At 68.8% G+C, this 21,533-nt stretch carries 24 protein-coding genes; 14 read left to right on the top strand and 10 right to left on the bottom strand.

What is annotated here, in order from left to right:
- Window positions 1-26: 26 nt before the first annotated feature.
- Genes AB0K12_RS17010 through AB0K12_RS17030 form a run of 5 tightly spaced genes read right to left on the bottom strand, consistent with a single transcriptional unit; the run spans window position 27 to window position 4,977 of the window.
- Window positions 27-1,109, bottom strand: a complete 1,083-nt coding sequence (locus AB0K12_RS17010) for an ABC transporter substrate-binding protein (RefSeq protein ID WP_364561330.1) — start codon at window positions 1,107-1,109, stop codon at window positions 27-29.
- Window positions 1,106-2,077 carry an LLM class flavin-dependent oxidoreductase gene (locus AB0K12_RS17015; RefSeq protein ID WP_364561333.1) on the bottom strand — a complete coding sequence of 324 codons (972 nt, stop codon included), beginning with the start codon at window positions 2,075-2,077 and terminating at the stop codon, window positions 1,106-1,108. Before AB0K12_RS17015 ends, AB0K12_RS17010 begins: the two co-directional genes overlap by 4 nt.
- Window positions 2,078-3,169: an ABC transporter substrate-binding protein gene (locus AB0K12_RS17020; protein ID WP_364561335.1), complete on the bottom strand. Its 1,092-nt coding sequence runs from the start codon at window positions 3,167-3,169 to the stop codon at window positions 2,078-2,080.
- A gap of 15 nt (window positions 3,170-3,184) precedes the next feature.
- On the bottom strand, window positions 3,185-4,051 hold the full coding sequence (locus tag AB0K12_RS17025) for a hypothetical protein (RefSeq protein ID WP_364561338.1): 867 nt from the start codon (window positions 4,049-4,051) through the stop codon (window positions 3,185-3,187).
- A 35-nt stretch (window positions 4,052-4,086) separates the two neighbouring features.
- Window positions 4,087-4,977, bottom strand: coding sequence for a DUF6282 family protein (locus AB0K12_RS17030; protein ID WP_364561340.1), 891 nt, complete (start codon window positions 4,975-4,977; stop codon window positions 4,087-4,089).
- 210 nt (window positions 4,978-5,187) lie between these two features.
- On the opposite strand from AB0K12_RS17030, the gene AB0K12_RS17035 reads away from it, so the two are divergent.
- The 5 genes from AB0K12_RS17035 (at window position 5,188) to AB0K12_RS17055 (ending at window position 9,238) form a co-directional block, all read left to right on the top strand.
- The gene (locus AB0K12_RS17035) at window positions 5,188-5,967 is read left to right on the top strand and encodes a helix-turn-helix domain-containing protein (RefSeq protein ID WP_364561342.1); all 780 of its coding nucleotides are present in this window, start codon (window positions 5,188-5,190) and stop codon (window positions 5,965-5,967) included.
- Window positions 5,968-6,032: 65 nt separating this feature from the next.
- A complete protein-coding gene (locus AB0K12_RS17040) occupies window positions 6,033-6,821 on the top strand; it encodes an ABC transporter ATP-binding protein (RefSeq protein ID WP_347642446.1) in 789 nt (262 codons plus the stop codon).
- 8 nt (window positions 6,822-6,829) lie between these two features.
- Window positions 6,830-7,723, top strand: a complete 894-nt coding sequence (locus AB0K12_RS17045) for an ABC transporter permease (protein ID WP_364561346.1) — start codon at window positions 6,830-6,832, stop codon at window positions 7,721-7,723.
- 4 nt (window positions 7,724-7,727) lie between these two features.
- Window positions 7,728-8,483: an aldolase/citrate lyase family protein gene (locus tag AB0K12_RS17050; protein ID WP_364561349.1), complete on the top strand. Its 756-nt coding sequence runs from the start codon at window positions 7,728-7,730 to the stop codon at window positions 8,481-8,483.
- Window positions 8,480-9,238, top strand: a complete 759-nt coding sequence (locus AB0K12_RS17055; RefSeq protein WP_364561351.1) for an SDR family oxidoreductase — start codon at window positions 8,480-8,482, stop codon at window positions 9,236-9,238. Before AB0K12_RS17050 ends, AB0K12_RS17055 begins: the two co-directional genes overlap by 4 nt.
- Window positions 9,239-9,317: 79 nt before the next feature.
- Here the strand turns inward: AB0K12_RS17055 and AB0K12_RS17060 are convergent, their stop codons facing one another.
- Together AB0K12_RS17060 and AB0K12_RS17065 are read right to left on the bottom strand one after the other, a co-directional pair.
- On the bottom strand, window positions 9,318-10,496 hold the full coding sequence (locus AB0K12_RS17060) for a cytochrome P450 (RefSeq protein ID WP_364561354.1): 1,179 nt from the start codon (window positions 10,494-10,496) through the stop codon (window positions 9,318-9,320).
- A gap of 5 nt (window positions 10,497-10,501) precedes the next feature.
- Window positions 10,502-11,914 carry a glutamate decarboxylase gene (locus tag AB0K12_RS17065; RefSeq protein WP_364561356.1) on the bottom strand — a complete coding sequence of 471 codons (1,413 nt, stop codon included), beginning with the start codon at window positions 11,912-11,914 and terminating at the stop codon, window positions 10,502-10,504.
- A 93-nt stretch (window positions 11,915-12,007) separates the two neighbouring features.
- On the opposite strand from AB0K12_RS17065, the gene AB0K12_RS17070 reads away from it, so the two are divergent.
- A complete protein-coding gene (locus AB0K12_RS17070; RefSeq protein WP_364561358.1) occupies window positions 12,008-12,265 on the top strand; it encodes a hypothetical protein in 258 nt (85 codons plus the stop codon).
- A 60-nt stretch (window positions 12,266-12,325) separates the two neighbouring features.
- Here the strand turns inward: AB0K12_RS17070 and AB0K12_RS17075 are convergent, their stop codons facing one another.
- Window positions 12,326-13,099 carry an IclR family transcriptional regulator gene (locus AB0K12_RS17075; RefSeq protein ID WP_364561360.1) on the bottom strand — a complete coding sequence of 258 codons (774 nt, stop codon included), beginning with the start codon at window positions 13,097-13,099 and terminating at the stop codon, window positions 12,326-12,328.
- 134 nt (window positions 13,100-13,233) lie between these two features.
- Here AB0K12_RS17075 and AB0K12_RS17080 point away from each other — a divergent pair, with 134 nt between their 5' ends.
- From AB0K12_RS17080 to AB0K12_RS17115, 8 genes are all read left to right on the top strand, one after another.
- On the top strand, window positions 13,234-14,484 hold the full coding sequence (locus AB0K12_RS17080; RefSeq protein ID WP_364561363.1) for a sugar ABC transporter substrate-binding protein: 1,251 nt from the start codon (window positions 13,234-13,236) through the stop codon (window positions 14,482-14,484).
- 244 nt (window positions 14,485-14,728) lie between these two features.
- A complete protein-coding gene (locus AB0K12_RS17085) occupies window positions 14,729-15,493 on the top strand; it encodes a sugar ABC transporter permease (RefSeq protein ID WP_364561367.1) in 765 nt (254 codons plus the stop codon).
- Window positions 15,493-16,323, top strand: a complete 831-nt coding sequence (locus AB0K12_RS17090; protein WP_364561370.1) for a carbohydrate ABC transporter permease — start codon at window positions 15,493-15,495, stop codon at window positions 16,321-16,323. The genes AB0K12_RS17085 and AB0K12_RS17090 overlap by 1 nt, the downstream gene beginning before the upstream one ends.
- Window positions 16,324-16,330: 7 nt before the next feature.
- Window positions 16,331-17,512 carry a mandelate racemase/muconate lactonizing enzyme family protein gene (locus AB0K12_RS17095; RefSeq protein WP_364561373.1) on the top strand — a complete coding sequence of 394 codons (1,182 nt, stop codon included), beginning with the start codon at window positions 16,331-16,333 and terminating at the stop codon, window positions 17,510-17,512.
- Entirely contained in the window at window positions 17,509-18,708 is a 1,200-nt protein-coding gene (locus tag AB0K12_RS17100; protein WP_364561376.1) for a fumarylacetoacetate hydrolase family protein, read from the top strand. The genes AB0K12_RS17095 and AB0K12_RS17100 overlap by 4 nt, the downstream gene beginning before the upstream one ends.
- 93 nt (window positions 18,709-18,801) lie before the next feature.
- Window positions 18,802-19,218: a hypothetical protein gene (locus tag AB0K12_RS17105; protein WP_364561379.1), complete on the top strand. Its 417-nt coding sequence runs from the start codon at window positions 18,802-18,804 to the stop codon at window positions 19,216-19,218.
- Between the two features lie 35 nt (window positions 19,219-19,253).
- A complete protein-coding gene (locus tag AB0K12_RS17110; protein ID WP_364561382.1) occupies window positions 19,254-19,415 on the top strand; it encodes a DUF6461 domain-containing protein in 162 nt (53 codons plus the stop codon).
- Window positions 19,385-19,474, top strand: a complete 90-nt coding sequence (locus tag AB0K12_RS17115; RefSeq protein ID WP_364561437.1) for a DUF6461 domain-containing protein — start codon at window positions 19,385-19,387, stop codon at window positions 19,472-19,474. The genes AB0K12_RS17110 and AB0K12_RS17115 overlap by 31 nt, the downstream gene beginning before the upstream one ends.
- Window positions 19,475-19,583: 109 nt before the next feature.
- Here AB0K12_RS17115 and AB0K12_RS17120 read toward each other — a convergent pair whose 3' ends face one another.
- Both AB0K12_RS17120 and AB0K12_RS17125 read right to left on the bottom strand, forming a co-directional pair.
- Window positions 19,584-20,480, bottom strand: coding sequence for a CPBP family intramembrane glutamic endopeptidase (locus AB0K12_RS17120; protein WP_364561385.1), 897 nt, complete (start codon window positions 20,478-20,480; stop codon window positions 19,584-19,586).
- Window positions 20,481-20,586: 106 nt separating this feature from the next.
- The gene (locus AB0K12_RS17125) at window positions 20,587-21,480 is read right to left on the bottom strand and encodes a TIGR03564 family F420-dependent LLM class oxidoreductase (protein WP_364561387.1); all 894 of its coding nucleotides are present in this window, start codon (window positions 21,478-21,480) and stop codon (window positions 20,587-20,589) included.
- Window positions 21,481-21,533: the final 53 nt, after the last annotated feature.

A 21,533-nucleotide genomic window follows, 5' to 3' on the forward strand; every position in this document is an offset into this window, starting at 1 on the left:
GGAGCGTCTCCACTTCCTGCCCCATCTCAGGAGGCGTCCTTCGCTTGCTTGCGGATGTCGTCGTAGGAGAAGTCGTTGATGGCGGCGAGCAGGTCGGTCGTGTAGATCTCCGTGGCAGGGAACGCCTTGTCCACGAGCCCGGCGGACGCCATGAACTCCACCATCCCGGTCGCCGCCTTCGCGTCGATCCGGCCCCACTCGCCGTCCTCGACCCCCTGGTCGGCCAGCCGTACCTTGAGGATCTTGACCTGGGACGCCATCGCGTCCTTCTCCGGTCCGCCGCCCCGGGTCTCCGGGTGGAGCTTCCACAGGTCGCGGATCGCGGCCTCGGGGTTGGCCTGGGCGAAGGCGAAGCCCTTCGCGATGGCGCGGCCGAACCGCTCCAGGACGTCCTTCCGCTCGGCGATCGTCTTCCGCGTCGCCGCGAACCCGCCGCCCCAGATGCCGGCGGTCTGGGGGACCGGCAACGGGGTGAGCTGGATCCCGGAGTCCTCGACGATCGCGTACTGGGTGTCCCAGAGGGCCAGCGCGTCGACCTGGCCGCTCTTGATGGCGTTGATCTGCTGGGCGCCGGCGCCGATCGGCACCAGGCCGGCGGCGTTCTCGCCCATCCCGTTGAGCTCCATCGCGGTACGGGCGAACGTCCCGCCCGAGCTGGCCACCGCGGTCACCCCGATCTTCCTGCCCTTCAGGTCCGCGACGCTCCGCACCGCCGAGCCCTGCGGCAGCTGCAGGCTGTAGATCCAGTGCGGGTAGTACGACGCGAAGTAGGCCAGGTCCAGGTTCTTGGCGTGACCGATCGCGACCGGCTCACCGGTCATCAGCGCGACGTCGGCGCCCCCGGCGGCCAGCTGCTGCGCCGACTGCGTGCCGGAGGGGAACAGCTGGACCTCGACGTCGAGTCCCTCGTCCGCGAAGTAGCCCTCGGCCTCGGGGACCACCAGGGTGGTGTAGCCGGCGTTCCAGCTGGGCGCGCTCAGGGCGAACGTGACTTTGTCGAGGCCGGCGCCGCCCGCCGGGTCGCCCCCCTCCCCACCGCATGCGCCCAGCGTGGCCACCATGAGGATTCCTGCGAACAGGCCGGTCAGGCTCTTGAGCCGTCTCGTCATCGTCGGTCTTTCCCATCAGAGCTCGTGTTCGTGTCGTGCCAGTGCGGGAGGACGTGCCGCCCGACGAGGTCGAGCGTGTGGCGGGCGACCTCCGGCGGCGTGCCGAGCGGGGCGACCCGCAGCTGGACGGACGTGACCCCCGCCCGTACGTACCGGTCGATCGTCGCGTCGATGTCGTCGGGCGTGCCCACCATGGGGAGCTCAAGCTCGGCAGGGCCGTCCGCACCCGTCCACAGGCCCCGTTCGGTGTAGTAGCCGGTCGCGGCCTTCAGGTGGCGCGCGGCGAGTTCGCGGGCGGTGGCGGCGTCCTCGTGGACGACGCAGAACCGGGTGGTGGCGACCGTTCCCGCCGTCCCTCCGCGCCCCGACCAGTAGGCGGCCGCCTGCTGGAACAGCAGGTCGTCGCAGTAGTTCGTCGCGCCGTAGAAGCCGTCGGCGAGCGTCGCGGCACGACGGGCCGAGGCGGCCACCTTGCCGCCCACCAGGATCCGCGGCCCGCCGCGCCGCGCCGGAGGCGGGACCGCCACCGGCACGCCGGCACTCGGGACGCCGGACCAGGCGTCGCGCAGCAGCTTCAGCGTGGCGTCGAAGGCCGCGCCGGCCGGGCCTGAGGCGGGCAGCCCGGCCCGGTGGGCGACCTCCGGGCCGCCGAGCCCGAGGCCGAGGGTGAGTTTCCCGCCGCACAGCTGGTCGAGCAGCGCGGCCTCGTACGCCAGCTTCTCCGGACTGTACGCGCGCAGGAGCAGCACCGCCGACCCCAGCGCCAGGGACGTCCGCCCGGCCAGATGCCCCAGGACCATCAGGACGGACGGAAGGTGGAACGGCTGTGCGGCCGCGTGATAGCTCTCACCCACCCACGCGGAGTCGAAACCGTGCCGCTCCGCGCGGGCGAGCAGCGTCACCGCGCGATCCACCTGCGGGCGGACCGGCTCCTGGGAGCTCAGGTCGAGCGCGACCCCCAGCCGCATTCAGCCGGCGCTCTCTGCTTGCTTGACGACCTCGTCGTAGGAGAACTCGTTGAACGCCTTGAACATCGCGTCGGTGTAGATCTCCTTCGCCGGGAACTTCTTGATCAGCCCGGCCGAGGCCATGAAGTCGAGCGAACGGGTGAAGGCCGCCTCGTCGATCCGGCCCAGCGTCTTGTCGTCGAAGCCCTGCCCGTCCAGGCGTACCTCGAGGACCTTGACCCCGTCGGCCAGCGCCTTCTCCTCCGGTTCCGACCCGCGGGTCTCCGGATAGAGCTTCCACAGGTCGCGGATCGCGGCCTCGGGGTTGGCCTTGGCGAAGACGAACGCCTTCGCCACCGCACGGCCGAACCGTTCGAGGACGTCCTTCTTGGCCTCGAGGTTCTTGCGGGACGTCGCGAAGCCGCCGCCCCACGCGTCCGCCGTTTCCTTGACGGGAAGCGGCGTCAGCGTGACGCCGGCGTTCCTGACGATCTGGTACTGGATGTCCCAGAGCGCCAGCGCGTCGACCTGGCCGCTCTTGATGGCGTTGATCTGCTGGGCGCCGGCGCCGATCGGCACCAGCGTGGCGCCGTTCTGGCCCAGCCCGTTGAGCTCCATCGCGGTACGGGCGAACGTCGCGCCGGAGCTCGCGACCGCGGAGACGCCGATCTTCTTGCCCTTCAGGTCGGCGATGCTCCGCACGGCCGAACCGTCCGGCACCTGGAGGCTGTAGATCCACTTCGCCCAGTAGGAGCTGAAGTAGGCCAGGTCCAGGTCCTTGTCGTGGCCGATGGCCACGGGCTCGACCGTCATGAGGCCGAGGTCGGCCCCGCCGCCGGCGACCTGCTGCGCCGCCTGGGTGGCCGACGGGAACAGGTTGGTCGTGACCTTCAGACCCTCCTGCTCGTAGAAGCCCTCGGCCTCGACGACGGCCATGACCGCGTAGCCGGCGTTCCAGCTCGGGGACGCCATCGCGAACGTCACCGGCGTCAGGCCGCCGGACTCGGCCGAGCCCCCGGATCCGCTGCCGGAACCGCACGCGCTCAGCGTTACGACCGCGCACAAGACGGCGACCGCACCACTGACGACTTTCACCGCTCGTCCGGTCTTCACGATGGAACCTGCCTCTTACTGGTTGGGGAGGGGGTAGGTGTCTTCGTTGAGCACGCGGCCCGGCGTCAGGGAGAAGTCCAGACGCGGCGGGCAGAAGATGTCGATCAGCTGGTTGGTCCCCGGACCGACCGCCTCGCTGGTGTGGATCATGGGCGGCGGGATCACGGCCACGGAAGGACTGCCGCACTTCAGGTGCCGGTCCTCGCGCCACTCGCTGCGCCGCCTGGACCACGGGGTCCGCAGGTGGTGGACGTACTCTCCCTCCACGGCGAGCGAGCACTGCTCGAAGTCGTCGTGGTCGTGCGGCGAGAGGGTGTCCGGATCGCGCGGGCCGATCCTGGGCGCCAGGAAGTTGATCATGAAGGTGCTGCACCGCACGATCTGGCCCGGGCGGATGGCGTCCTGCGTCACCTGCAGGTCGGCCAGCCGGTAGGCCCGGATGCGGTAACCCTCCGGCGGGTCGGGCCACGGCTCGAACGGCTTGGTGTTGGGGTGCGGATCGGCGTACGCGTCCCGGTTGCGCGCCTTGTCCAGCAGGTCGGCGGAGCGGGAGCTGAACAGCCGTACGACGGTGCAGTCGTCGACGCCGGCGATCGCGCTGCTGCCCGGCGGGACCATCACCACGGCCTTGCCCGAGACCGACTCGGACTCCCGCGCCGCACGGATGACGACGCTGCACTCCTCGTACGGGAGGATCGCGACGTACTCGTCCGGCTGATCATCGCGATCCAGCACGTCGCCGGCGACCAGCGTCGTGTAGGCGAGGACGAAGTTGTGCCCGCGGAAGTACCACGTCGACGATCCGGCAGGGGTCGTCTCGTCGGGATCGCCCGTACCGAGGTCTGAGAACTCCACGTCGGGTGGGGTGGCCAAGGTGGTCATCGTCTGTCCTCATCTGTCGTAAGGGGTGTGGTCGCTCAGTCGTCCAGGCCGAGCAGGAAGGCCGGGTTGTCGCAGAAGATCTGCCGCAGCGACCTCTCGTCCAGGCCGAGGTCCAGCAGCGCGGTCGCGACGCGGATGTAGGAGTCCACCGGCAGCGGCCGGTCCTTCTGGCCGAGGTCGGAGGCCATCACGGTGTGCTCGGGGCCGATCTTCTCGATCCAGTCGAGGAGGAGCCTCGGGTCCCACTTCTTGGTCCCCTCGGGGTCGTAGAAGCCGGTCTCGTGCTCGACGAACGCTCCGTAGCCGACGAGCTCGCGGCACTTCGCCTCGTCCGCGCCGATGACGTAGTCGGGATGGTTGAGCAGCATCCTGGTGACGCCCTTGTCCTTGGCCGCGGCGAACAGCTGGGTGATCGACTCGGTCTCCATGTGCCCGCCGGTCACCATCGCGCCGGTCTCCTTGACCAGGTCGAGCACCTCGTAGACCTCGGGGATGAGCTCGCCGTTCTCCTGGTGGATGTCGACCCTGGACGACGGCACCTCGACGCTGGCCGTGGGGAAGCCGACGCCCTCCGGATGGCACTCGATGTGCCGGCCGGCCGAGAACGTCGGAAACCACACGGCCCTGCCCCCCATGCGCAGGCACATGGCCACCGCCTGGGGGTTGATGCCGCCGATCATGCTGTTCAGGGTGATGCCGCCGAAGACCGGGGTCCTGATCGTGGACAGCCGGTCGCTCATCGCGAGCAGGTCCATGACCGTGTTGTGGTGGTGGGACTTCACCAGCACGCCGCGCATGCCGAGCCGCTCGCCGTCCTTACCGGCCTCGGCGTGGTCGATCCGTCGGGGGAACGGGTTCGGGCCGGAATGACAGTGCAGGTCGACGCAGCCGTCGAGCAGCTTGATGATGGCGGGGGAGTCAGTCATGAAGTCTCCGGGTGTCGGCGGAAGTTCACATCACCGTTCGCATCACAGACTGAAAGTTCGCTATCCGGTCTGTCAATAGGGTGCGTACCGAAACACTTACCCGAAACACCTGGAAAACCTTGCAGCAATCCCGAAGGCGTGCATAACCTCTGTCCGTACTGCGAACCACGAGAACTCTCTACGGACATCAATGCAACGGGGTGGGGGCCGATGACGGAGCGCCAGGACGACAGACAGGTGACTGCTCGCGAGCAGGACATCCAGGCGGTGAGCCGGACCGCGCAGATCCTCGGACTGTTCGGCCCTGAGACACCTGAGCTCTCCGTCGCGGAGGCCACCCGCCGGCTCGGCCTCAACCGGACCACGGTGCACCGCTACTTCAGCTCGATGATCGGCTGCGGCCTGCTGGAGCGGGTGGAGGACTCCGCACTCGTCCGTCCAGGACGGTCGATCCTGCAGCTCGGCAGCTTCGCGCTGGGCCGGCAGCGCATCATGCAGATGGCGCCGGCCCACATGCGCGAGCTGGTCCGCGAGATCAAGGTCAGCACCGTGCTGTCGCTGTGGGGCACCTCAGGGCCGGTGGTCTCGCTGGTGGAGGAGGCCGAGCACCCCACCCTGGTGACGGTGCGCGTGGGCTCGCAGCTCGCGCTGGACTCCTCGCAGGCCAAGGTCTTCCTGGCCTTCCTTCCCGACCAGTTCAACGCCGACCGGCTCACCGGCAGCCTCCCCGAGCCCCAGCGCACCGAGACGCGCCGGCGCATCGAGGAGATCCGGCAGGCCGGCATGAGCAGCCACGTCAACCACCGCGGCATCTGCGTCGTCGCGGCGCCGGTGTTCGCGGCGACCGGGATCTGCGCCACGATCGCGGCCGTCGGCACCGAGCGGATGCTGCCGGCGGCGCTGGACTCCCGGGAGGCCACGGCGTTGAAGGCCGTCTGCAAGCGACTGACCAAGGAGATGGGCGGCACGTGGCCCGAGGAGGCCGGCTGATCGCCGCCGGCACGACGACCGAGGCGCGGGCAGCCTGCGCTCGAACCAGGTGAGGAATGACAGACATGCCGACCAGTACCGACACCGACTACGTGATCCGCCTGGACTCGGTGTCCATGCTCTACCCGACGAAGTCCGGCGGGACCGTCCAGGCTCTCGACGACGTCTCCCTCAGTGTCCGAGCCGGTGAGTTCATCTCCATCGTCGGCCCCAGCGGCTGCGGCAAGAGCACGCTGCTGCGGATCATCATGGGGCTGTCCCGCCAGACCTCGGGACAGGTCACCTTCGGGCCGTCGGACGACACCCACCGCAACCAGCTCGGGATGGTCTTCCAGCAGCCGCTGCTGCTGCCCTGGCGTACCGTGCGGAAGAACCTGCTGACCTCGCCTGACCTGCACCAGCGCCGGGACGCCGGCACCCACGCGAAGGCCGACGAGCTGCTGGTGATGCTCGGCCTGGAGGAGTTCGGCGACCGGTACCCCAACGAGCTGTCCGGCGGGATGCAGCAGCGGGTCGGGATCGGCCGCGCCCTCATGCACGACCCGCGCATCCTGCTCATGGACGAGCCGTTCGGCGCCCTCGACGCGATGACCCGCGACCAGATGGGACTGGACCTGCTGAAGATCTGGGACCAGGACCGCAAGACCGTGCTGTTCGTGACGCACAGCATCCCGGAGGCGGTGCTCCTCGCCGACCGCGTCGTGGTCATGACACCGCGACCCGGCCGGTTGGCGGACGTCGTCGAGGTCGCGCTCCCTCGGCCACGGCGGCTCGAGAACATCAACACGCCCGAGTTCGGAGAGATCGTCCTGAAGATCCGCAAGCTGCTCGACTCCGAGCACAGCGCCCACTAGGAGCACTGATGTCCACCAACACCAAGCGCCACGCAGCCGGCCGAGAGGCGCTCGCCGCCCCGGACGGCGAGACCGCGCCGGTGGAGGCGCCCACGAGCCCGGACGCCCCGGTCCGCGCCCGGCGCCGCCGAATGCCGGAGATCACCTACAGCGTGCTGGTGTTCATCGGGCTGCTGGTGGTCTGGCAGGCCGTCGTGGAGATCTTCGACGTCTCCAACATCCTCGTCCCCGCGCCCACGGCCGTCGCCGCCTCCCTGGTCGAAGGCTTCCAGGACGGCAGCCTGGTCACCCACTCGCTCGTCACCCTGAAGGAGATCCTGATCGGGTTCGGCATCGCGGTCGGCTCCGCGCTGGTCTCCGCCGTGCTCATCACCCAGTTCAGGACGGTGGAGCGGGTGCTCTTCCCCCTGCTCATCCTGACCCAGACCATCCCCAAGGTCGCCATGGCGCCGCTGCTGATCGTCTGGTTCGGCATCGGGATCAGCTCGAAGGTGCTGACCGTGGCCCTGATCGCGTTCTTCCCCCTCCTCATCAACGCCATCCTGGGATTCCGGTCCGCCGCCTACGAGCAGGTCGAGATGCTCAGGTCCTTCGGGGCGTCCCGCATGCAGGTCATGCGGCACCTGCAGATCCCGTCGGCGCTTCCGCACATCTTCGCGGGACTGGAGGTCGCCGTCATCCTGTCCGTCACCGGCGCCGTGGTCGCCGAGTTCGTGGGCAGCTCGGAAGGTCTGGGCTACCTGATCCAGGCGACCAACTTCACCCTGGACGTGGCCAGGACCTTCGCGGTGATCGTCGTGCTGTCGGCCGTCGGCATCGCCCTGCACGCGGTCGTCGTACAGCTCGGCAAGTGGCTGGTCTTCTGGACCTCCACCCCCAACGAGACCGCCGGCGAGGTCTGAGCCGATGACACGGACGCGCGACGGAATCAACGGCGGCACGCTCGGGGCCTGGATCAAGCTCGCCAGCCCCGAAAGTGTCGAGATCATGGCGTACGCGGGCTTCGACTTCGTGGTCATCGACCTCGAGCACACGACACTCGACCTGGGCGCCGCCTCGACCCACATCGCGATGGCCCGCGCCCTCGGGGTTGACCCCCTCGTCAGGGTGCCCGACCACGGACTCAGCGTGATCCAGCGGGTCCTGGACGCCGGCGCGGCCGGTGTGCTCGTGCCGCACGTCGACACGGTGGAGCAGGCCCGGGCGGTCGTGCGGGCCACCCGCTTCCCGCCGCGCGGCGACCGCGGGTCCGGCGGCACCAGCCGCGCCGGTCGCTGGGGGCTGCTGCCCCGGGCGGACTACCTCGACGAGCAGGCTCTGTGCGTCGTCCAGCTCGAAAGCGAGCCGGCGATGAAGAACGCGAGGGAGATCCTGGCCCTCGACGGCGTCGGTGCCGCGCTGGTCGGGATGGCCGACCTGTCGATGTCGATGGGCGTCGCGGCGGGCGGCGACGAGGTGGACCGGCTCGTCACGGCCGCGCTGGAGGCCGCCGCCGCGGCAGGCGTCCCCATCGGCACCGCGTCCGCCACGAGCGACCAGGCCAGGGCCGCCCTGGCCAGGGGCTACGACTATGTGGTGGTCAGCAACGACACCTCGATCCTCGCCGCCGGCAGCCGGGCGATCGTGAACGCGATGAAACGCGCAGAGGGAGCCGCCCGATGAGCGCGCCGCGCGTCGCCATCGTGACAGGTTCGAGCTCCGGGATCGGCGAAGGGATCGCCCGCGGGCTCGCGGCCGACGGCTTCACCGTCGTGGTGAATTCGGCCACCTCGGTCGACGCCGGTGAGCGGCTCGCGGCAGAGCTCCCGGGAGCGAGCTACGTCCAGGCCGACGTCGCCGACCCCGCCGACGCCGTGCGCCTGGTGGAGACGGCCGTGCAGCGGCACGGCCGGCTCGACCTGCTGGTGAACAACGCCGGCGTCTCGCGCCCCGTCCCGCACGCCGACCTGGAGGCGATCACCGCCGACGACTGGCACCGGATCCTCGGCGTCAACGTCGTCGGGACGTGGCAGGTCTCCGTCGCCGCCGTGAAAGTGATGGAACCCGGCAGCCAGATCATCACCATCACCTCGGTGGGCGGCTCACGCCCCCTCGGCAGCTCGATCCCCTACGCCGTCAGCAAAGCCGCCCTCGACCACCTGACGAGACTGCTGGCCAAGGCCGTAGGCCCGGACATCCGCGTGAACGCCATCGCCCCCGGGCCCCTCCAAACCCGCCTGACCTCGGCCGGCCTCGCCCAACGGGCGTCCCGCACCGCGGCGATGACCCCACTGGGCCGCCTCGGCCAGCCCTCCGACATCGCAGCCATGATCCTGGCCCTGACCAAGACCCCCTTCGTCACCGGCGAGGTGATCAACGTCGACGGCGGCATCAACCTCTTCACCCACATGGACACCCCCCGCAACGACACCGCGTGACCCGTCCCGCACAGAGCACCCGGTCGCAGACCATCGGCCACGGATCAGGAGTCGCAGGTCACCACCGTCGCTTATGCGCTCAGCCGGCCGGATCGCCGATGCGGACATGCAGGTTCGTCAGCACGCGGAATTTCCAGCCGTGCAGGTCATGCGGCCGTCCGGGGTCCAGGGAGAGCCGGGGGTGTTGCTCGAGCAGCACCTCCAGCAGGGCCGCGATGATGCCGCCGACGACCGGGGCGGCGAGGCAGGCGTGGCGGGAGTATCCGAGACCCAGGTTGGGGAAGGGGTCCCGGTTGATGTCGAAGCTGTCGGGGTCGGTGAAGATGCTCTCGTCCCGGCCTGCCGAGGCGATGACCGCCATGACGGTCGCTCCGGCGGGGATGATCTGTCCGGCGAGGAGCACGTCTCTGGTCGTGCGGCGGGTGAGCGCGCCGTTCGGTGACAGCCAGCGCAGCGTTTCGTGGACGGCCTCGCGGATCAGGCGCGGGTCATCGCGTACGGCCTGCAGTTGCGCGGGGTGCTGGAGCAGCGCGAGCAGCGTGAGCCCGGCGCCGGCCGCCGGTTCCAGGAACGCCGAGAGGATCTCGATGAAGGTGGGCATGACGTCGTCGGCGGATCGGACGGTGTTGCGCGGGCAGCCGCTGTGGAGCAGCTGTGACAGGACCGAGCCGTCGGGCCGGTCCGCGGCCTTCCGGGCGCAGGGCTCGATCGTCTGGCGTATCTCGGAGGCGGCGGCCAACGCCCGTTCGTGTACGCCCGGATCCGCCATGAAGTTGCTCATTCCGGCGCTGAGGTGGCGGGCCCAGCGTATGAGCGTGCCGGTGTCCACGTCCGGCAGGCCGAGGAAACGGGAGAGGGCGGTGCTCGCGGCGGGCTCGAAGTAGCTGGACATCAGCTCGTCCCGGCTACTGAGCCCGCCGGCGTACGGCCGTGCGGCCTCGCGGGTGAGTGTGGCGACCCGTTCGACGCGTTCGTGGGCGAATCGCGTGTCAACGGCGGCTCGCAGATCGGCGTGGGCGTCGCCCTCGACCCTGAGCACGGACCCTTCCCCGAATATCTGCGTGGCCCGGGAAGGGAAGGCGCTGGTGAACGACTCGTAGGCGCTGAGGACCTGGCGCACGTCATCCCATCGGGTGACCATCCACAGGCCGAGCTTCGGCAGCAGGACGACCGGCGCTTCGCGGCGCAGCCTGGCGAAGATCGGATAGGGGTCACTGCCGAGCTGGTCGAAGGTGACGGACGCGGCGAAGTCGTTCATCGACGTCACCCTCCCGTCGGCACACCCGGCTGCTCGGCGGCCGCCTCATCGCCGCCGAGGCGAGGGCGCGGAACCGGATTGCCGCGCAGATACTCGACCTCGGTGCGGATGTTCGCCAGCAATTTGGCGGCGGTGTCCTGGCTGAAGCCGTTGCGGATGACGAAGCGGATGACGGCTATGTGCTCCAGGTCAGGCGGCAGGTAGTACGTCGGGGCCTGCCAGCCGTGCATCCTCAGCCGGGCGGCCAGGTCGAAGACAGTGAAACCGTCGAAGCCGGGGGCGGTCCGTACGGCGAGCACCGGGAGTTCCGAGCCGTCGGCGATGAGCGAGAGCTCGGGGAGTTTCGCGATCTCCTGCCCGAGGTAGGTCGCCACGTCCCGGCAGGTCTGCTGGACGGCCTGGTAGCCCTCGAAGCCGAGCCGCAGGAAGTTGTAGTACTGCGCGACGACCGGGGCGCCGGAGCGGGAGAAGTTGAGCGTGAAGGTGTCCATGGTGCCGCCGAGCAGGTCGCAGGAGAGCACCAGGTCCTGCGGCAGGGCGTCCGGCTCCTGCCAGACGATCCAGCCGACGCCGGGGTAGACCAGGCCGAACTTGTGCCCCGATGTGTTGATCGACTGTACCCGGGGAAGCCGGAAGTCCCACACCATGTCGGGCTCCAGGAACGGGGTGATGAAGCCGCCCACGGCCGCGTCCACGTGCAGTGGTATTCTCAGCCCGCGCTCGGCCTCCAGCCGGTCCAACTCGGCCGACATCTGCTCGATCGGGTCGTACTTGCCGCATTGCGTGGAGCCGAGCACGCCGATGACGCCGATGGTGTTGTCGTCACAGAACTCGCCGAGCCGGGCCGGGTTCAAGGTGAAGGCCGGCTCCTCGATCGGTATCCAGCGCGGCTCGACGTCCCAGTACTGGCAGAACTTCGGCCAGCAGGTGTGGACGGCGGTGCCCATCACGAGGTTGGGGTCGGTGGTGGGCAGTCCGGCCGCCCTGCGCCGCTCGCGCCATTGGAACTTCATCGCCAGCGCGCCGAGCATGGCCGCCTCGCTGGAGCCGCCCGTGGAGCAGCCGACGCTGGCGCCGTTCGGGTCGCCCCACAGGTGATCGAGCATGTTGACGCAGCGCGCCTCGATGTCGGCCGTCTGCGGGTACTGGTCGTGGTCGACGAGGTTGCGGTCGAGGGTTTCCGCGATGAGTTCGCGGGCCTGGGGCTCCATCCAGGTCGTGCAGAAGGTGGCCAGGTTGAGCCGGGCGTTGCCGTCGAGGAGGAGTTCGTCGCGGATGAGCGCCTGGGCCGCTGTGGGACTCATCGGGCCGGCCGGCATCTTGAACCGCGGCACGCCGCCTTCGGGCACCAGCCCGTTGTAAAGGGGGTTGACATCGAGTGATTCTTGCCACCGGTCGGATTCGACTCGTCTGAGCATGAGCTTCACCCCTCGAAAGAGCTTTGCCGCGTCAATCACTCACGGTAGGCATGTCTTTACGAAAAGTCAATGCCGTGATGTGCAGCGTCTCTCGTGGCGGACGCGTCGAATCTCATCGCCGCGGCCACCCCTGCCGACCGCGTACTCGCCTATGTGCTGACCGATTTCGAGCTCATCACCGGGGCCGAGCACGCGCTGGCCACCGTCCTCGCCGAGCTCGTGCCGGGCGACACCATCGCCGAGCAGAGCCGTGCCATGCACGCGCACGGCACTGACCTGCGGATCGTCCGGGGGTCCGCGCGAGGCCTGCTGGAGCCGTTCGTCCGCGCCTCGGACCAGGCGACGCGCTGAGCGCGACCGACCCGCTCGGAGCGGATGACCTTTCGTACGTGACCGCGAACTCCGCGCGTCTCAGCTCGCCGGCGCAGGCGAGGGCTGGGAGGTGAACCCGAGTTCCTGAGAGATCAGCGCCGAGGTCTCCAGCAGGAGCGGAAGTTTCTCCTTCAGCTGCTCCAAAGTGGCGATCACCTCGATCGCGGTCACGGAGACGGCCGCGATGACCTGTCCGCGCGAGTCCCTGATCGGCGCGGCGACGCACCTGGCATAGGAGTCGTGCTCGCCGTCGTCGATGGCCCAGCCGCGTTCGGCGACGCGGGTGAGCTCGGCCTCAAGGGATTCGCGGTCGGCGAGGGTGGTGCTGGTGTACCGCTCGAAGGTGACGTGCGAGAGCAGGCGATCGCGTTCCTCCTGGGAGAGGTGGGCGAGGATCGCTTTGCCCACGGCGCTCGCGTAGATCGAGACGGCGCGGCCGATCCGTGACGGCAGCTTCACCGCGTCGAACGCGGGGCTGTCCACCTTGTCGACGTAGATGATCTCGTCGCCGGTCAGCTGTGCCAGGTGCACGGTATGGCCCGTCTGCCGCTGAAGCGCGCGCAGGTGCGGGGACGCGAACTGACGTAGGTCCATGGAGCCGAGCGCGATCTCCGACAGCTCGATGAGCCCGCTGCCGAACACGTACGTCCCCGCCCCCGTCTTACGCACGAACCGTGCGTCCTCCAGCGTCTTGAGGATGCGGAGGGCCGTCGATTTGTGGACGCCGAGCACGTCCGCGGCCTCGGTGAGGGTCAGTGGATGCTCCGCGGTCAAGCGGATCAGATCGATCGCACGCCTGATCGTTTGCGCCACCTACGCCTCCTTTGCGTTGCGTATGTTGCAATGTAGCGCATGGCATGCGCAATCGCTACTTGACACCGTTGCACATGTCGCTACGATCGTTGCAATTCCGACAGGAAGTAACGAGTCATCACTCTGGAGTACAAATGAGGCTGCATCGCGTTCGCCGGAGCATGGTCGCGGCGGCCGGCGTCACCTGTATGGCCGCCGCCCTCTTGACCGGCTGCGGCTCTGACGGCGGATCCACCGAAGGCGGCGTGACCAAGCTGACGTTCGCCGCCTCGACCCTCGGCGACCCCGGCCGAGGCCCGCTCCTCACGAAATGGCTCGAAGAGTTCAACAAGAGCCAGAACAAGATTCAGGTCTCTCCCGCTGCGGTGCCGTACCCGACCTTCGGCCAGACCGTCCTGACCCAGATGGGCAGCGGAAAAGGGCCCGATCTGATCCGCTTCGACATGCCGGAGTTCGAGTCCGCCGCGGATGCCGGCCTCATCGCGCCACTCGACGACCTCGTCGACGTCAGCAAGTACGACCTGATCAAGCAGCCTGACCAGTTCATGGTCCATGACGGCCAGCGTCACGGGATCATCTTCGAGGCGTCGAACTACGCGATGTTCTACAACGCCGACCTGATCAAGAAGCCGCCCACGACCTATGAGGAGTTCGTCAAGACGGCCAAGTCGCTGACCAAGGGCGACACCTACGGCCTGGCGTTCCGCCAGACGGAGGCCGAGGAAGCCGGTGTGTGGCAGGACATCTTCAACTACGTCTACGGCTTCGGCGGCGCGTGGTCGGACGGCCAGAAGCTGACGATCAACTCGCCCGCGAACCTCAAGGGCCTGCAGGCGTTCAAGGACCTGTACGACGCCAAGGTGATCCCGCGCGGCACGGACGCGGCGACGTTCCGCCGCATGTTCGCCGAGGGCAAGGTCGGCATGGAGCTCAACAACGGCGGCTACGTGACGGCGACCCGCGGCCAGAACGCCGATCTGAACTTCAACGTCGCGCCCATCCCGTTCCCGGTCCGCAAGCAGGGCGCGATCCTCGCCCCCATCGTGATCAACGAGGCGAGCCCGGCCAAGGAGGCGGCGGCGACCTTCATCAAGTGGACGCTTGAGCCGGAGAACCAGGTGAAGCTGCAGGAGATCCTCGGCGCCAGCAGCGTGGCGACGGTCACCAAGCGAAGCCCTGAGCAGCTCAAGGAGACGCCGTTCCTGACCGTCTTCGACGACCTCACCGAGACGAGCCTGCCGCAGATCGTCCAGGGATTCGAGGCGCAGACGCCGGACATCCGGAAGATCGTCGTGCAGAACGTGATCGCGGCGCTTCAGGGCACGGTCGACCTCAAGACCGCACTGGACCGCGCTCAGCAACAGGCGACCCAGCAGGTCGGCTGACCGGACGACACCGCCGGCGAGCCCCTCCCGCCGGCGGCGCCCTATTCTCTAAGGACCACATTCGATGACCGCGCTGGAACAACAGCAGCTTCCAGGGCCTCGAACCGGGACCCGGCATCGAGGCAGCCCTCTGGGGAGCAAGTGGACGCCCTACTTCTTCCTGGCCCCCGCAGCCCTCTTCATCCTGGTCTTCCAGGTCGTTCCGCTGGCGCAGGAAGTCTTTCTGAGCTTCACGCGAACCTCGTTGCTGAACCCCACACGCAGCACCTGGGTGGGGCTCGACAACTACACCCGCATCTTCGGCGATGCGGAGTTCCGCCGTACCCTCCTCATCACCCTCATCTACGTCGTCGTGTGCGTCGTCGCCGCCGTGGGAACCGGGCTCGCAGTAGCCCTGCTTCTCAACAAGGGCTTCCGCGGCCGGGGGCTGGCGCGGGCACTGGTGACCATTCCGTGGGCGGCGCCCGGCATCGCGGTCGCGCTCATCGCGATCTGGATGCTCAACCCGGACTACGGCATCGTGAACCGCTTCCTTGACGCGGTCGGCCTCGGCGTCCCCGGCGGCGCGATCCTCGACAGCCCGCGATACGCCCTCCCGGCCATCCTCGTCACGACCATCTGGCAGTTGTTCCCGTTCACCTCGGTGGTCCTGCTGTCCGCGCTGCAGGCCGTCCCGTCGCACCTCACCGAGGCCGCGATGATGGACGGCGCGGGACGATGGGCGACCTTCCGCACCGTCACCTGGCAGTCCATCAAGCCGACCGTCGGCCTGCTCGCCGTCCTCATGACCATCTGGTCGCTGCGGCGATTCGAGCTCATCTGGCTCATGACGAAGGGCGGACCGGTCGGCGCGACCGAGACGCTGGTCATCGACCTCTACTCGCAGGCCTTCGACTCCAAGCAACTCGGCTCGGCGGCGGCGGTCGGCATGGTCGGTGTGATCATCTCGCTCATCGTCATCGCCGGCAGCCGGTTCGTCGCCCGCGCCGCTGAAAGGGAGGCCGGCTGATGAGGCTGCCCCAGGTCGGTCTGACCCTGCGGATCGTCGGTGTTCTCGTCGTGCTCGGGATCGCCGTCTTCCCGCTGTACTGGATGTTCGTCACCGCGCTGTCCGGCGACTCGGAGCTCTTCGCAGCCGAGGCCCGGCTCGTCCCCGACTTCTCCCAGTTCGGCGTCTTCATCGACGCGCTGGCCGAAGGCAAGGCGGCGACCTGGCTGCGCAACAGTCTGGTGATCGCCGCGGGCACGACGGTCCTCTCGATCGGTCTCGGCATCCCGCTCGGCTACGCCCTGTCGCGCTTCTCGTTCCGGGGCAAGGTCCTCATGACCGTCGTGCTGCTGTTCACGCAGATGCTTCCCGAAGCGCTCATGGTCGTGCCGCTGTTCGCGCTCTTCCGGCGATTCGACCTCCTCGACTCCCTCGGCGGGCTCATCCTGGTGAACTCCGCCTTCGTCCTGCCGATCGTCGCCCTCATCCTCAAGGGCGCCTTCGACGGCCTGCCCCGTGAGATCGAGGAGTCCGCGCGGGTCGACGGAGCACGACCGCTCACCGTGCTCACCCGCATCAACGTGCCGCTGATCGCCCCCTCGCTCGCCGCCAGCGCGGTCATCGCGTTCTTCCACGCCTGGAACGAGTACGTCTTCGCCGTGACGTTCATCTTCACTCCCGGGACGCAGCCGGCATCGGTCGGCATCGCCAACTTCATCGGCGAGCTCGGCACGCCCATCCAGACGGTCATGGCGGTCTCGTTCCTGTTCACGGCGCCGGCCGTCGTCTTCTACCTGTTCGTCCAGAAGTATGTGGTCGCCGGCATGACCGCCGGCGCCGTGAAGGGCTGAGCCGCACGTGAAGATCACCTCAGTCGACACTCTCGTCGTCGACTTCTACCGCACCAATCTCGTGATCGTCCGCGTCTCGACGGACGAAGGAATCGTCGGACTGGGCGAAGCGACCCTGGAGGGCAAGGAACGCGCCGTCCAGGGTGCCGTCACCGAACTGGCCGAGGCCGTGATCGGGCTGGACCCCACGCGCATCTCCGGCATCCTGTACGAGCTGGCCAGGGACTGGTACTGGCGAGGCGGCCCCGTCATCATGACCGCGCTGAGCTCGTTCGAGATGGCGCTGTGGGACATCTCGGCACGGGAGCTCGGCGTCCCGGTCTCCCGCCTGCTCGGCGGCGCCACCCGCGACCGGGTGCGCGCGTACGCCAACGGCTGGTTCTCCGGAGCCGCCACGCCCGAGGAGTACGCGGCCGCCGCGAGGAGGACCGTCGACAGCGGCTTTCGCGGTCTCAAGTGGGATCCCTTCGAGAACTTCGACCTCACCATCACCTCCCGGCAGCTGGACCGGGCGCTCGCGCAGATCGACGCCGTCCGCTCCGCCGTCGGGCCCGACGCCGAGCTGTTCATCGAGGGCCACGGCCGGTTCGACGTCACTCACGCCATCAAGATCGCGCGGGAGATCGCGCAGTTCGATCCGGTGTTCTTCGAGGAGCCCTGCCCTCCGGACAACCTCGACGCCCTCGTCGACATCCGCCGGGCATCGCCGGTGCCCATCGCCGCGGGGGAGCGATGGTTCGGACGGCAGGGTTTCGCGCCGGCGCTCGCCCGCCAGGCGGTCGACTACGTCCAGCCTGACGTGACGCACGCCGGCGGCATCGCCGAGCTGGCCTTCATCTCGACGCTCGCCGCGACCGGCTACGTCGGGTTCGCCCCGCACAATCCCAGCGGACCGCTGAGCACGGCGGCGACGCTGCAGCTCGGGGCCGCCCTGCCCAACTTCCGCTACCTGGAGATCATGGCCACCGACGTCCCATGGCGCCCGGAGATCACCAACGAGAGGCTCGTGCTGACCGAGGAGGGTGACATCCTCATTCCGACCGGGCCCGGTCTCGGCATCGAGCTCGACCTCGAGGCGATCGCACGGCATCCCTTCACACCCCACCCCATGCGGTTGTTCCATGACGCCGTCTTCGACATCCGGCCCCCCGACGAGCGGTCCTTCTTCAACCTGGGAGACGGCGAATGAGCCTGTCATCGTCCGCTGAGCCCGACTGGTTCGGGACGGCCGCGGACGCGCTGCCGGACGATGCCGCGGACGCCGTCCTGATCGGCCGGATCTGGGACCCCCTCGTCGAAGGGCCCTCACCCGTGGTGGTCCGCGACGGAGAGGTCATCGACATCAGCGCGGAGTTCCCGACGGTCCGCGACATCTGCGAGCTGCCGGAACCCGCTGCCGTGGTCTCCGGGCTGAACGGCCGGCACGTCGGCGCCTTCGAGGACGTGCTCGCCAACACCGGGTCCCCTGCCCGCGACCGTACCCGGCCCTGGCTGCTCGCACCGGTCGACCTCCAGGCGCTCAAGGCCGCCGGGGTGACCTTCGCCGTCTCGATGATCGAGCGCGTCATCGAAGAACGGGCCGGCGGCGACATGGCACTCGCGGCGGACATCCGCCGCCGGATGCTCACCGGCGTCGGCGCCGACCTTCAGGACATCTCGCCAGGCTCCGAGGAGGCGGCGCGGCTGAAGACCCTGCTCGTCGCCGAAGGCATGTGGAGCCAGTACCTGGAGGTCGGGATCGGGCCTGATGCCGAGATCTTCACCAAGGGCCAGATCCTGTCCGCCATGGGAACCGCGACGCCCGTCGGGGTGCTCGCCGCCTCGACATGGAACAACCCGGAGCCCGAGGTGTCACTCATCGTCCAGTCGAGTGGCCGGATCGTGGGGGCGACGCTCGGCAACGACGTCAACCTCCGGGACGTCGAAGGCCGATCCGCGCTCCTGCTGCCCATGGCGAAGGACAACAACGCGTCCTGCGCGCTCGGCCCCCTCATCCGGCTCTTCGACGAGCGGTTCGACCTGGACCACGTACGCGGCCTCGCGGTCCGGCTGGACCTCGAAGGCGAGGACGGCTTCCGCCTTGAGGCGGTCTCGGAGATGTCGCGGATCTCACGCGATCCGGAAGCGCTGGTACGGCAGCTGATCGGCCCGCACCATCACTATCCCGACGGCGCGCTCCTCATGCTCGGCACGATGTTCGCCCCCATCCAGGACCGCGACCACCCGGGCGAGGGGTTCACGCACAAGACCGGCGACGTGGTGCGGATCAGCTCTCCCGCGCTCGGCACCCTGGTCAACCGCGTCCAGCACGCCGAGGACTGCGCGCCTTGGAGCTTCGGGATCCGTGACCTCATGGGAAATCTCCACCGGAGAGGTCTGTTGTGAGCGCTGCCCTGCCGGGGCGTCCTTCAAGCGGCGAGAAAGGAGAGTGAAAGGCGGGCCTGGAAGGGTCGTCACGTCCCTGAGAGAGAGGCGAGCATGACGGTCCACACCCCCGCGCCCTCCGGCACCGCGCGCCGGCCGGGACGGCTCGGTCCCCTGATGATCGGCCTGATCGTGGGCGTCGTGTTGTGCGCGGGCGCGATGATCGGCATGCGCTGGCCCGCCCAGCAGACCCTCTACACCGACAAGCAGCCGGGCACGGTCGCGTACGACGACGACTCCTCGCACGTGATCGCGCTCATCCGCGATCACTCGCTGCTGGAGGACTCCTATCGCCTGTACGCGGGACGCGATCCCTCACTGCGCTACGGCCACTTCATCGACCTCGACCTCCCGGGCATCGCCGGCAAGCCGGTGCAGTCCACACAGTGGACCCCGGACGGCGTACGGGTCCGCTTCGGCACCGGGCACGAGCTGTTCGTCCCCGCCGCCTCCTTCACCGGCGGCCGGTAGGGGACTGCACGGTTCACTGCTGAAAGGATGCCGACATGGCCCCGAACGCAGCCGACTACTTATGGTTCAACGACGATCGGTTCCCCGACCTGGCGGACTCCTACTGCTTCACTCTCGTCCGTGACCTGACCCCCGAGCTACTGATGACTCGCCTCGGGCGTTCGCCCTGGCCGAGCACCTCACCGGAGTCAAGCTGACGCCACCGTTGCTGGAGGAGTCCACTTATCTGTGCGGCCTGGCACCGAGATCCCGGTGAGCAACCCAGCAAGCCGACCTCCCTCCTCCCCGCCGACGCCCCGGCCTGTGCACGTTCAGCACCCACGTTGTTCGGCCGCCGCCGGATCCGGCGGCCGGCATCCTTGGGGTCAGGCGGAGAGCTTGCCGCGGTGCGGGCGAGGCCGGATCCGGCCGGTGCGGGCGGCCCGCCGCAGCAGGAGGATCGTGGGCACCATGCAGATCAGCAGTGCGAAAAGGCTGGCCTCGGGGCCGAAGGCGCCGCCGGTCAGTGCGGATGGGCCGGACAGCGTGACGTTCAGCAGGCCCCCGGACTGTACGCCCGATCCGGAGACCGTGACACCGAAGATCCCGCCTTGGGTGAAGTTCCAGGCGAAGTGCAGGCCGATGGGCAGCCACAGCGAGCGGGTCGCGATGTAGGCGGCGGCCAGCATGACTCCGGCCGTCAGGGCGATCGCGAACGCACCCCACAGGGTGGCGTTGGGGTTGATCAGGTGCATCGCACCGAACAGCAGCCCGGATACGACGAGGGCGATCACCGTTCCGGTACGTTCCTCCACGATGCGGAACAGCACCCCGCGGAACAGCAGTTCTTCGGTGACGGCGACGGTCGCCATCAGGCCGGCGGTGCCGAGGAACCCGCCGACGGAACCCCAGGACACCTCCTGCCAGCCACCGAACACCGCGATCAGCGCCATCAACCCGGCGAACATGCCGAGCCCGATCAGCGTCCCGCGCCGCAGCTGGGACCATCGTCCCGTCCTGCCGAGTTCGGGGATGTCCGGGCGGAGCTCGACGACCCGGCACAACCAGCGGTAGCAGGCCAGAGCGGCGATGGCCAGGCCGACCCCCACCGGCAGGGCGAGGATCGGTACGGGCAGGACGAGCTGGGTGATCCCGCCCGTCACCACCATCACACCGAACAACGCGATCAGCAGGACGGGGAACCGGAACCTGCGCCATCGGCCGCGGCCCGTGGTGGAGCCGGCTTGCGTGAGGGTATCTTCCGGGTGTTCCGGAGACGCCACGATCGTGGTCCTTTCGATGGGGTTTCCGCGGTGTCTTCCGCGGCTGAGAGATGAGACATCGGAGCGAGGTGTGCCTCTGACCTGCGCCGTTCTGGTCCGGCCGGTCCTACTCCGCAAGGCCGGCCAGGAGCGCGGTGCTCCGGGCCTGTTCATCCGCTGATCCGAGAAGCATCACCACGAGTTCCGTGGCGCCGGCATCGAACAGCCGGCGGATCTGCCGCTCGACGACGATCTCATCACCGATGACGACCGTGTCCTGAGGGCCTGCGGCGCGACCTCGGTCGAGCACGGCGCGGTAGCTGGGCAGCTGCCCGACCATCCCGAAATTCTCGGCGACCCACTGCCGGCGATCGTCCTCGTGCGAGGTGACGCAGACGACCGTGGAAGCGACCACACGTGGTGTACGCCGACCCGCCGCCCGGGTGATCGCAGGAACGATGTGGTCGGCGAGAGCCACCGCGTTGGCCCACGTCGTGATGGTTCCCTCGGCCAGTTCTCCGGCCACCCGCAACATCGCCGGGCCGAGTGCGCCGACGAGCACGGACGGCGGCGCCGCTGCCGCGATGTCGACCGCGCCCGCGGCCTGGATCGTCTCGCCCTTGTACGTCACGGTCTCGCCCTTCAGCAGCGGAACCAGCGCGGACAGGTACTCGCGGAGGTGACGAACAGGGCGGTCGGAGGAAAGGCCGTACTGCTCTTTGATGATGTGCCGGTGGCTGACACCGAGCCCCAGGCTGAGCCGGCCGCCAACCGCCTCCTGGACCGTCAGCGCCTGCGCCGCAAGGGCCAGCGGATGCCGGGGGTAGCTCGGCACCACCGCCGTACCGAGCTCGATGCCGGGCACCTGGCGCCCCGCCACCGCCAGGGTGGTCAGCGCGTCCCTGCCGTCGCGCTGGCCCAGCCACACTCCGGCGAAGCCCGCCGTGGCCGCAGCGCGAGACTGATCGACGATCATGTCCAGGGACGGCCCCTTCTCGTCTACGAACAATCCAATGCGCATCCAAATCACCTCAAGGTGCCTAGGGGGTTGATGGCAACGCTGATGGCATGACG

The sequence above is a fragment of the Nonomuraea sp. NPDC049419 genome (genome assembly GCF_040676995.1).
Taxonomy (GTDB): Bacteria; Actinomycetota; Actinomycetes; order Streptosporangiales; family Streptosporangiaceae; genus Nonomuraea; species Nonomuraea salmonea.

Coding starts and splice junctions, on each gene's coding strand:
- AB0K12_RS17015 (WP_364561333.1), bottom strand. CDS start 2,077: ATGCGGCTGGGGGTCGCGCTCGACCTGAGCTCCCAGGAGCCGGTCCGC.
- AB0K12_RS17010 (WP_364561330.1), bottom strand. CDS start 1,109: ATGACGAGACGGCTCAAGAGCCTGACCGGCCTGTTCGCAGGAATCCTC.
- AB0K12_RS17030 (WP_364561340.1), bottom strand. CDS start 4,977: ATGACTGACTCCCCCGCCATCATCAAGCTGCTCGACGGCTGCGTCGAC.
- AB0K12_RS17105 (WP_364561379.1), top strand. CDS start 18,802: ATGACGGTCCACACCCCCGCGCCCTCCGGCACCGCGCGCCGGCCGGGA.
- AB0K12_RS17065 (WP_364561356.1), bottom strand. CDS start 11,914: ATGCTCAGACGAGTCGAATCCGACCGGTGGCAAGAATCACTCGATGTC.
- AB0K12_RS17040 (WP_347642446.1), top strand. CDS start 6,033: ATGCCGACCAGTACCGACACCGACTACGTGATCCGCCTGGACTCGGTG.
- AB0K12_RS17045 (WP_364561346.1), top strand. CDS start 6,830: ATGTCCACCAACACCAAGCGCCACGCAGCCGGCCGAGAGGCGCTCGCC.
- AB0K12_RS17110 (WP_364561382.1), top strand. CDS start 19,254: ATGGCCCCGAACGCAGCCGACTACTTATGGTTCAACGACGATCGGTTC.
- AB0K12_RS17090 (WP_364561370.1), top strand. CDS start 15,493: ATGAGGCTGCCCCAGGTCGGTCTGACCCTGCGGATCGTCGGTGTTCTC.
- AB0K12_RS17080 (WP_364561363.1), top strand. CDS start 13,234: ATGAGGCTGCATCGCGTTCGCCGGAGCATGGTCGCGGCGGCCGGCGTC.
- AB0K12_RS17125 (WP_364561387.1), bottom strand. CDS start 21,480: ATGCGCATTGGATTGTTCGTAGACGAGAAGGGGCCGTCCCTGGACATG.
- AB0K12_RS17025 (WP_364561338.1), bottom strand. CDS start 4,051: ATGACCACCTTGGCCACCCCACCCGACGTGGAGTTCTCAGACCTCGGT.
- AB0K12_RS17060 (WP_364561354.1), bottom strand. CDS start 10,496: ATGAACGACTTCGCCGCGTCCGTCACCTTCGACCAGCTCGGCAGTGAC.
- AB0K12_RS17055 (WP_364561351.1), top strand. CDS start 8,480: ATGAGCGCGCCGCGCGTCGCCATCGTGACAGGTTCGAGCTCCGGGATC.
- AB0K12_RS17100 (WP_364561376.1), top strand. CDS start 17,509: ATGAGCCTGTCATCGTCCGCTGAGCCCGACTGGTTCGGGACGGCCGCG.
- AB0K12_RS17035 (WP_364561342.1), top strand. CDS start 5,188: ATGACGGAGCGCCAGGACGACAGACAGGTGACTGCTCGCGAGCAGGAC.
- AB0K12_RS17050 (WP_364561349.1), top strand. CDS start 7,728: ATGACACGGACGCGCGACGGAATCAACGGCGGCACGCTCGGGGCCTGG.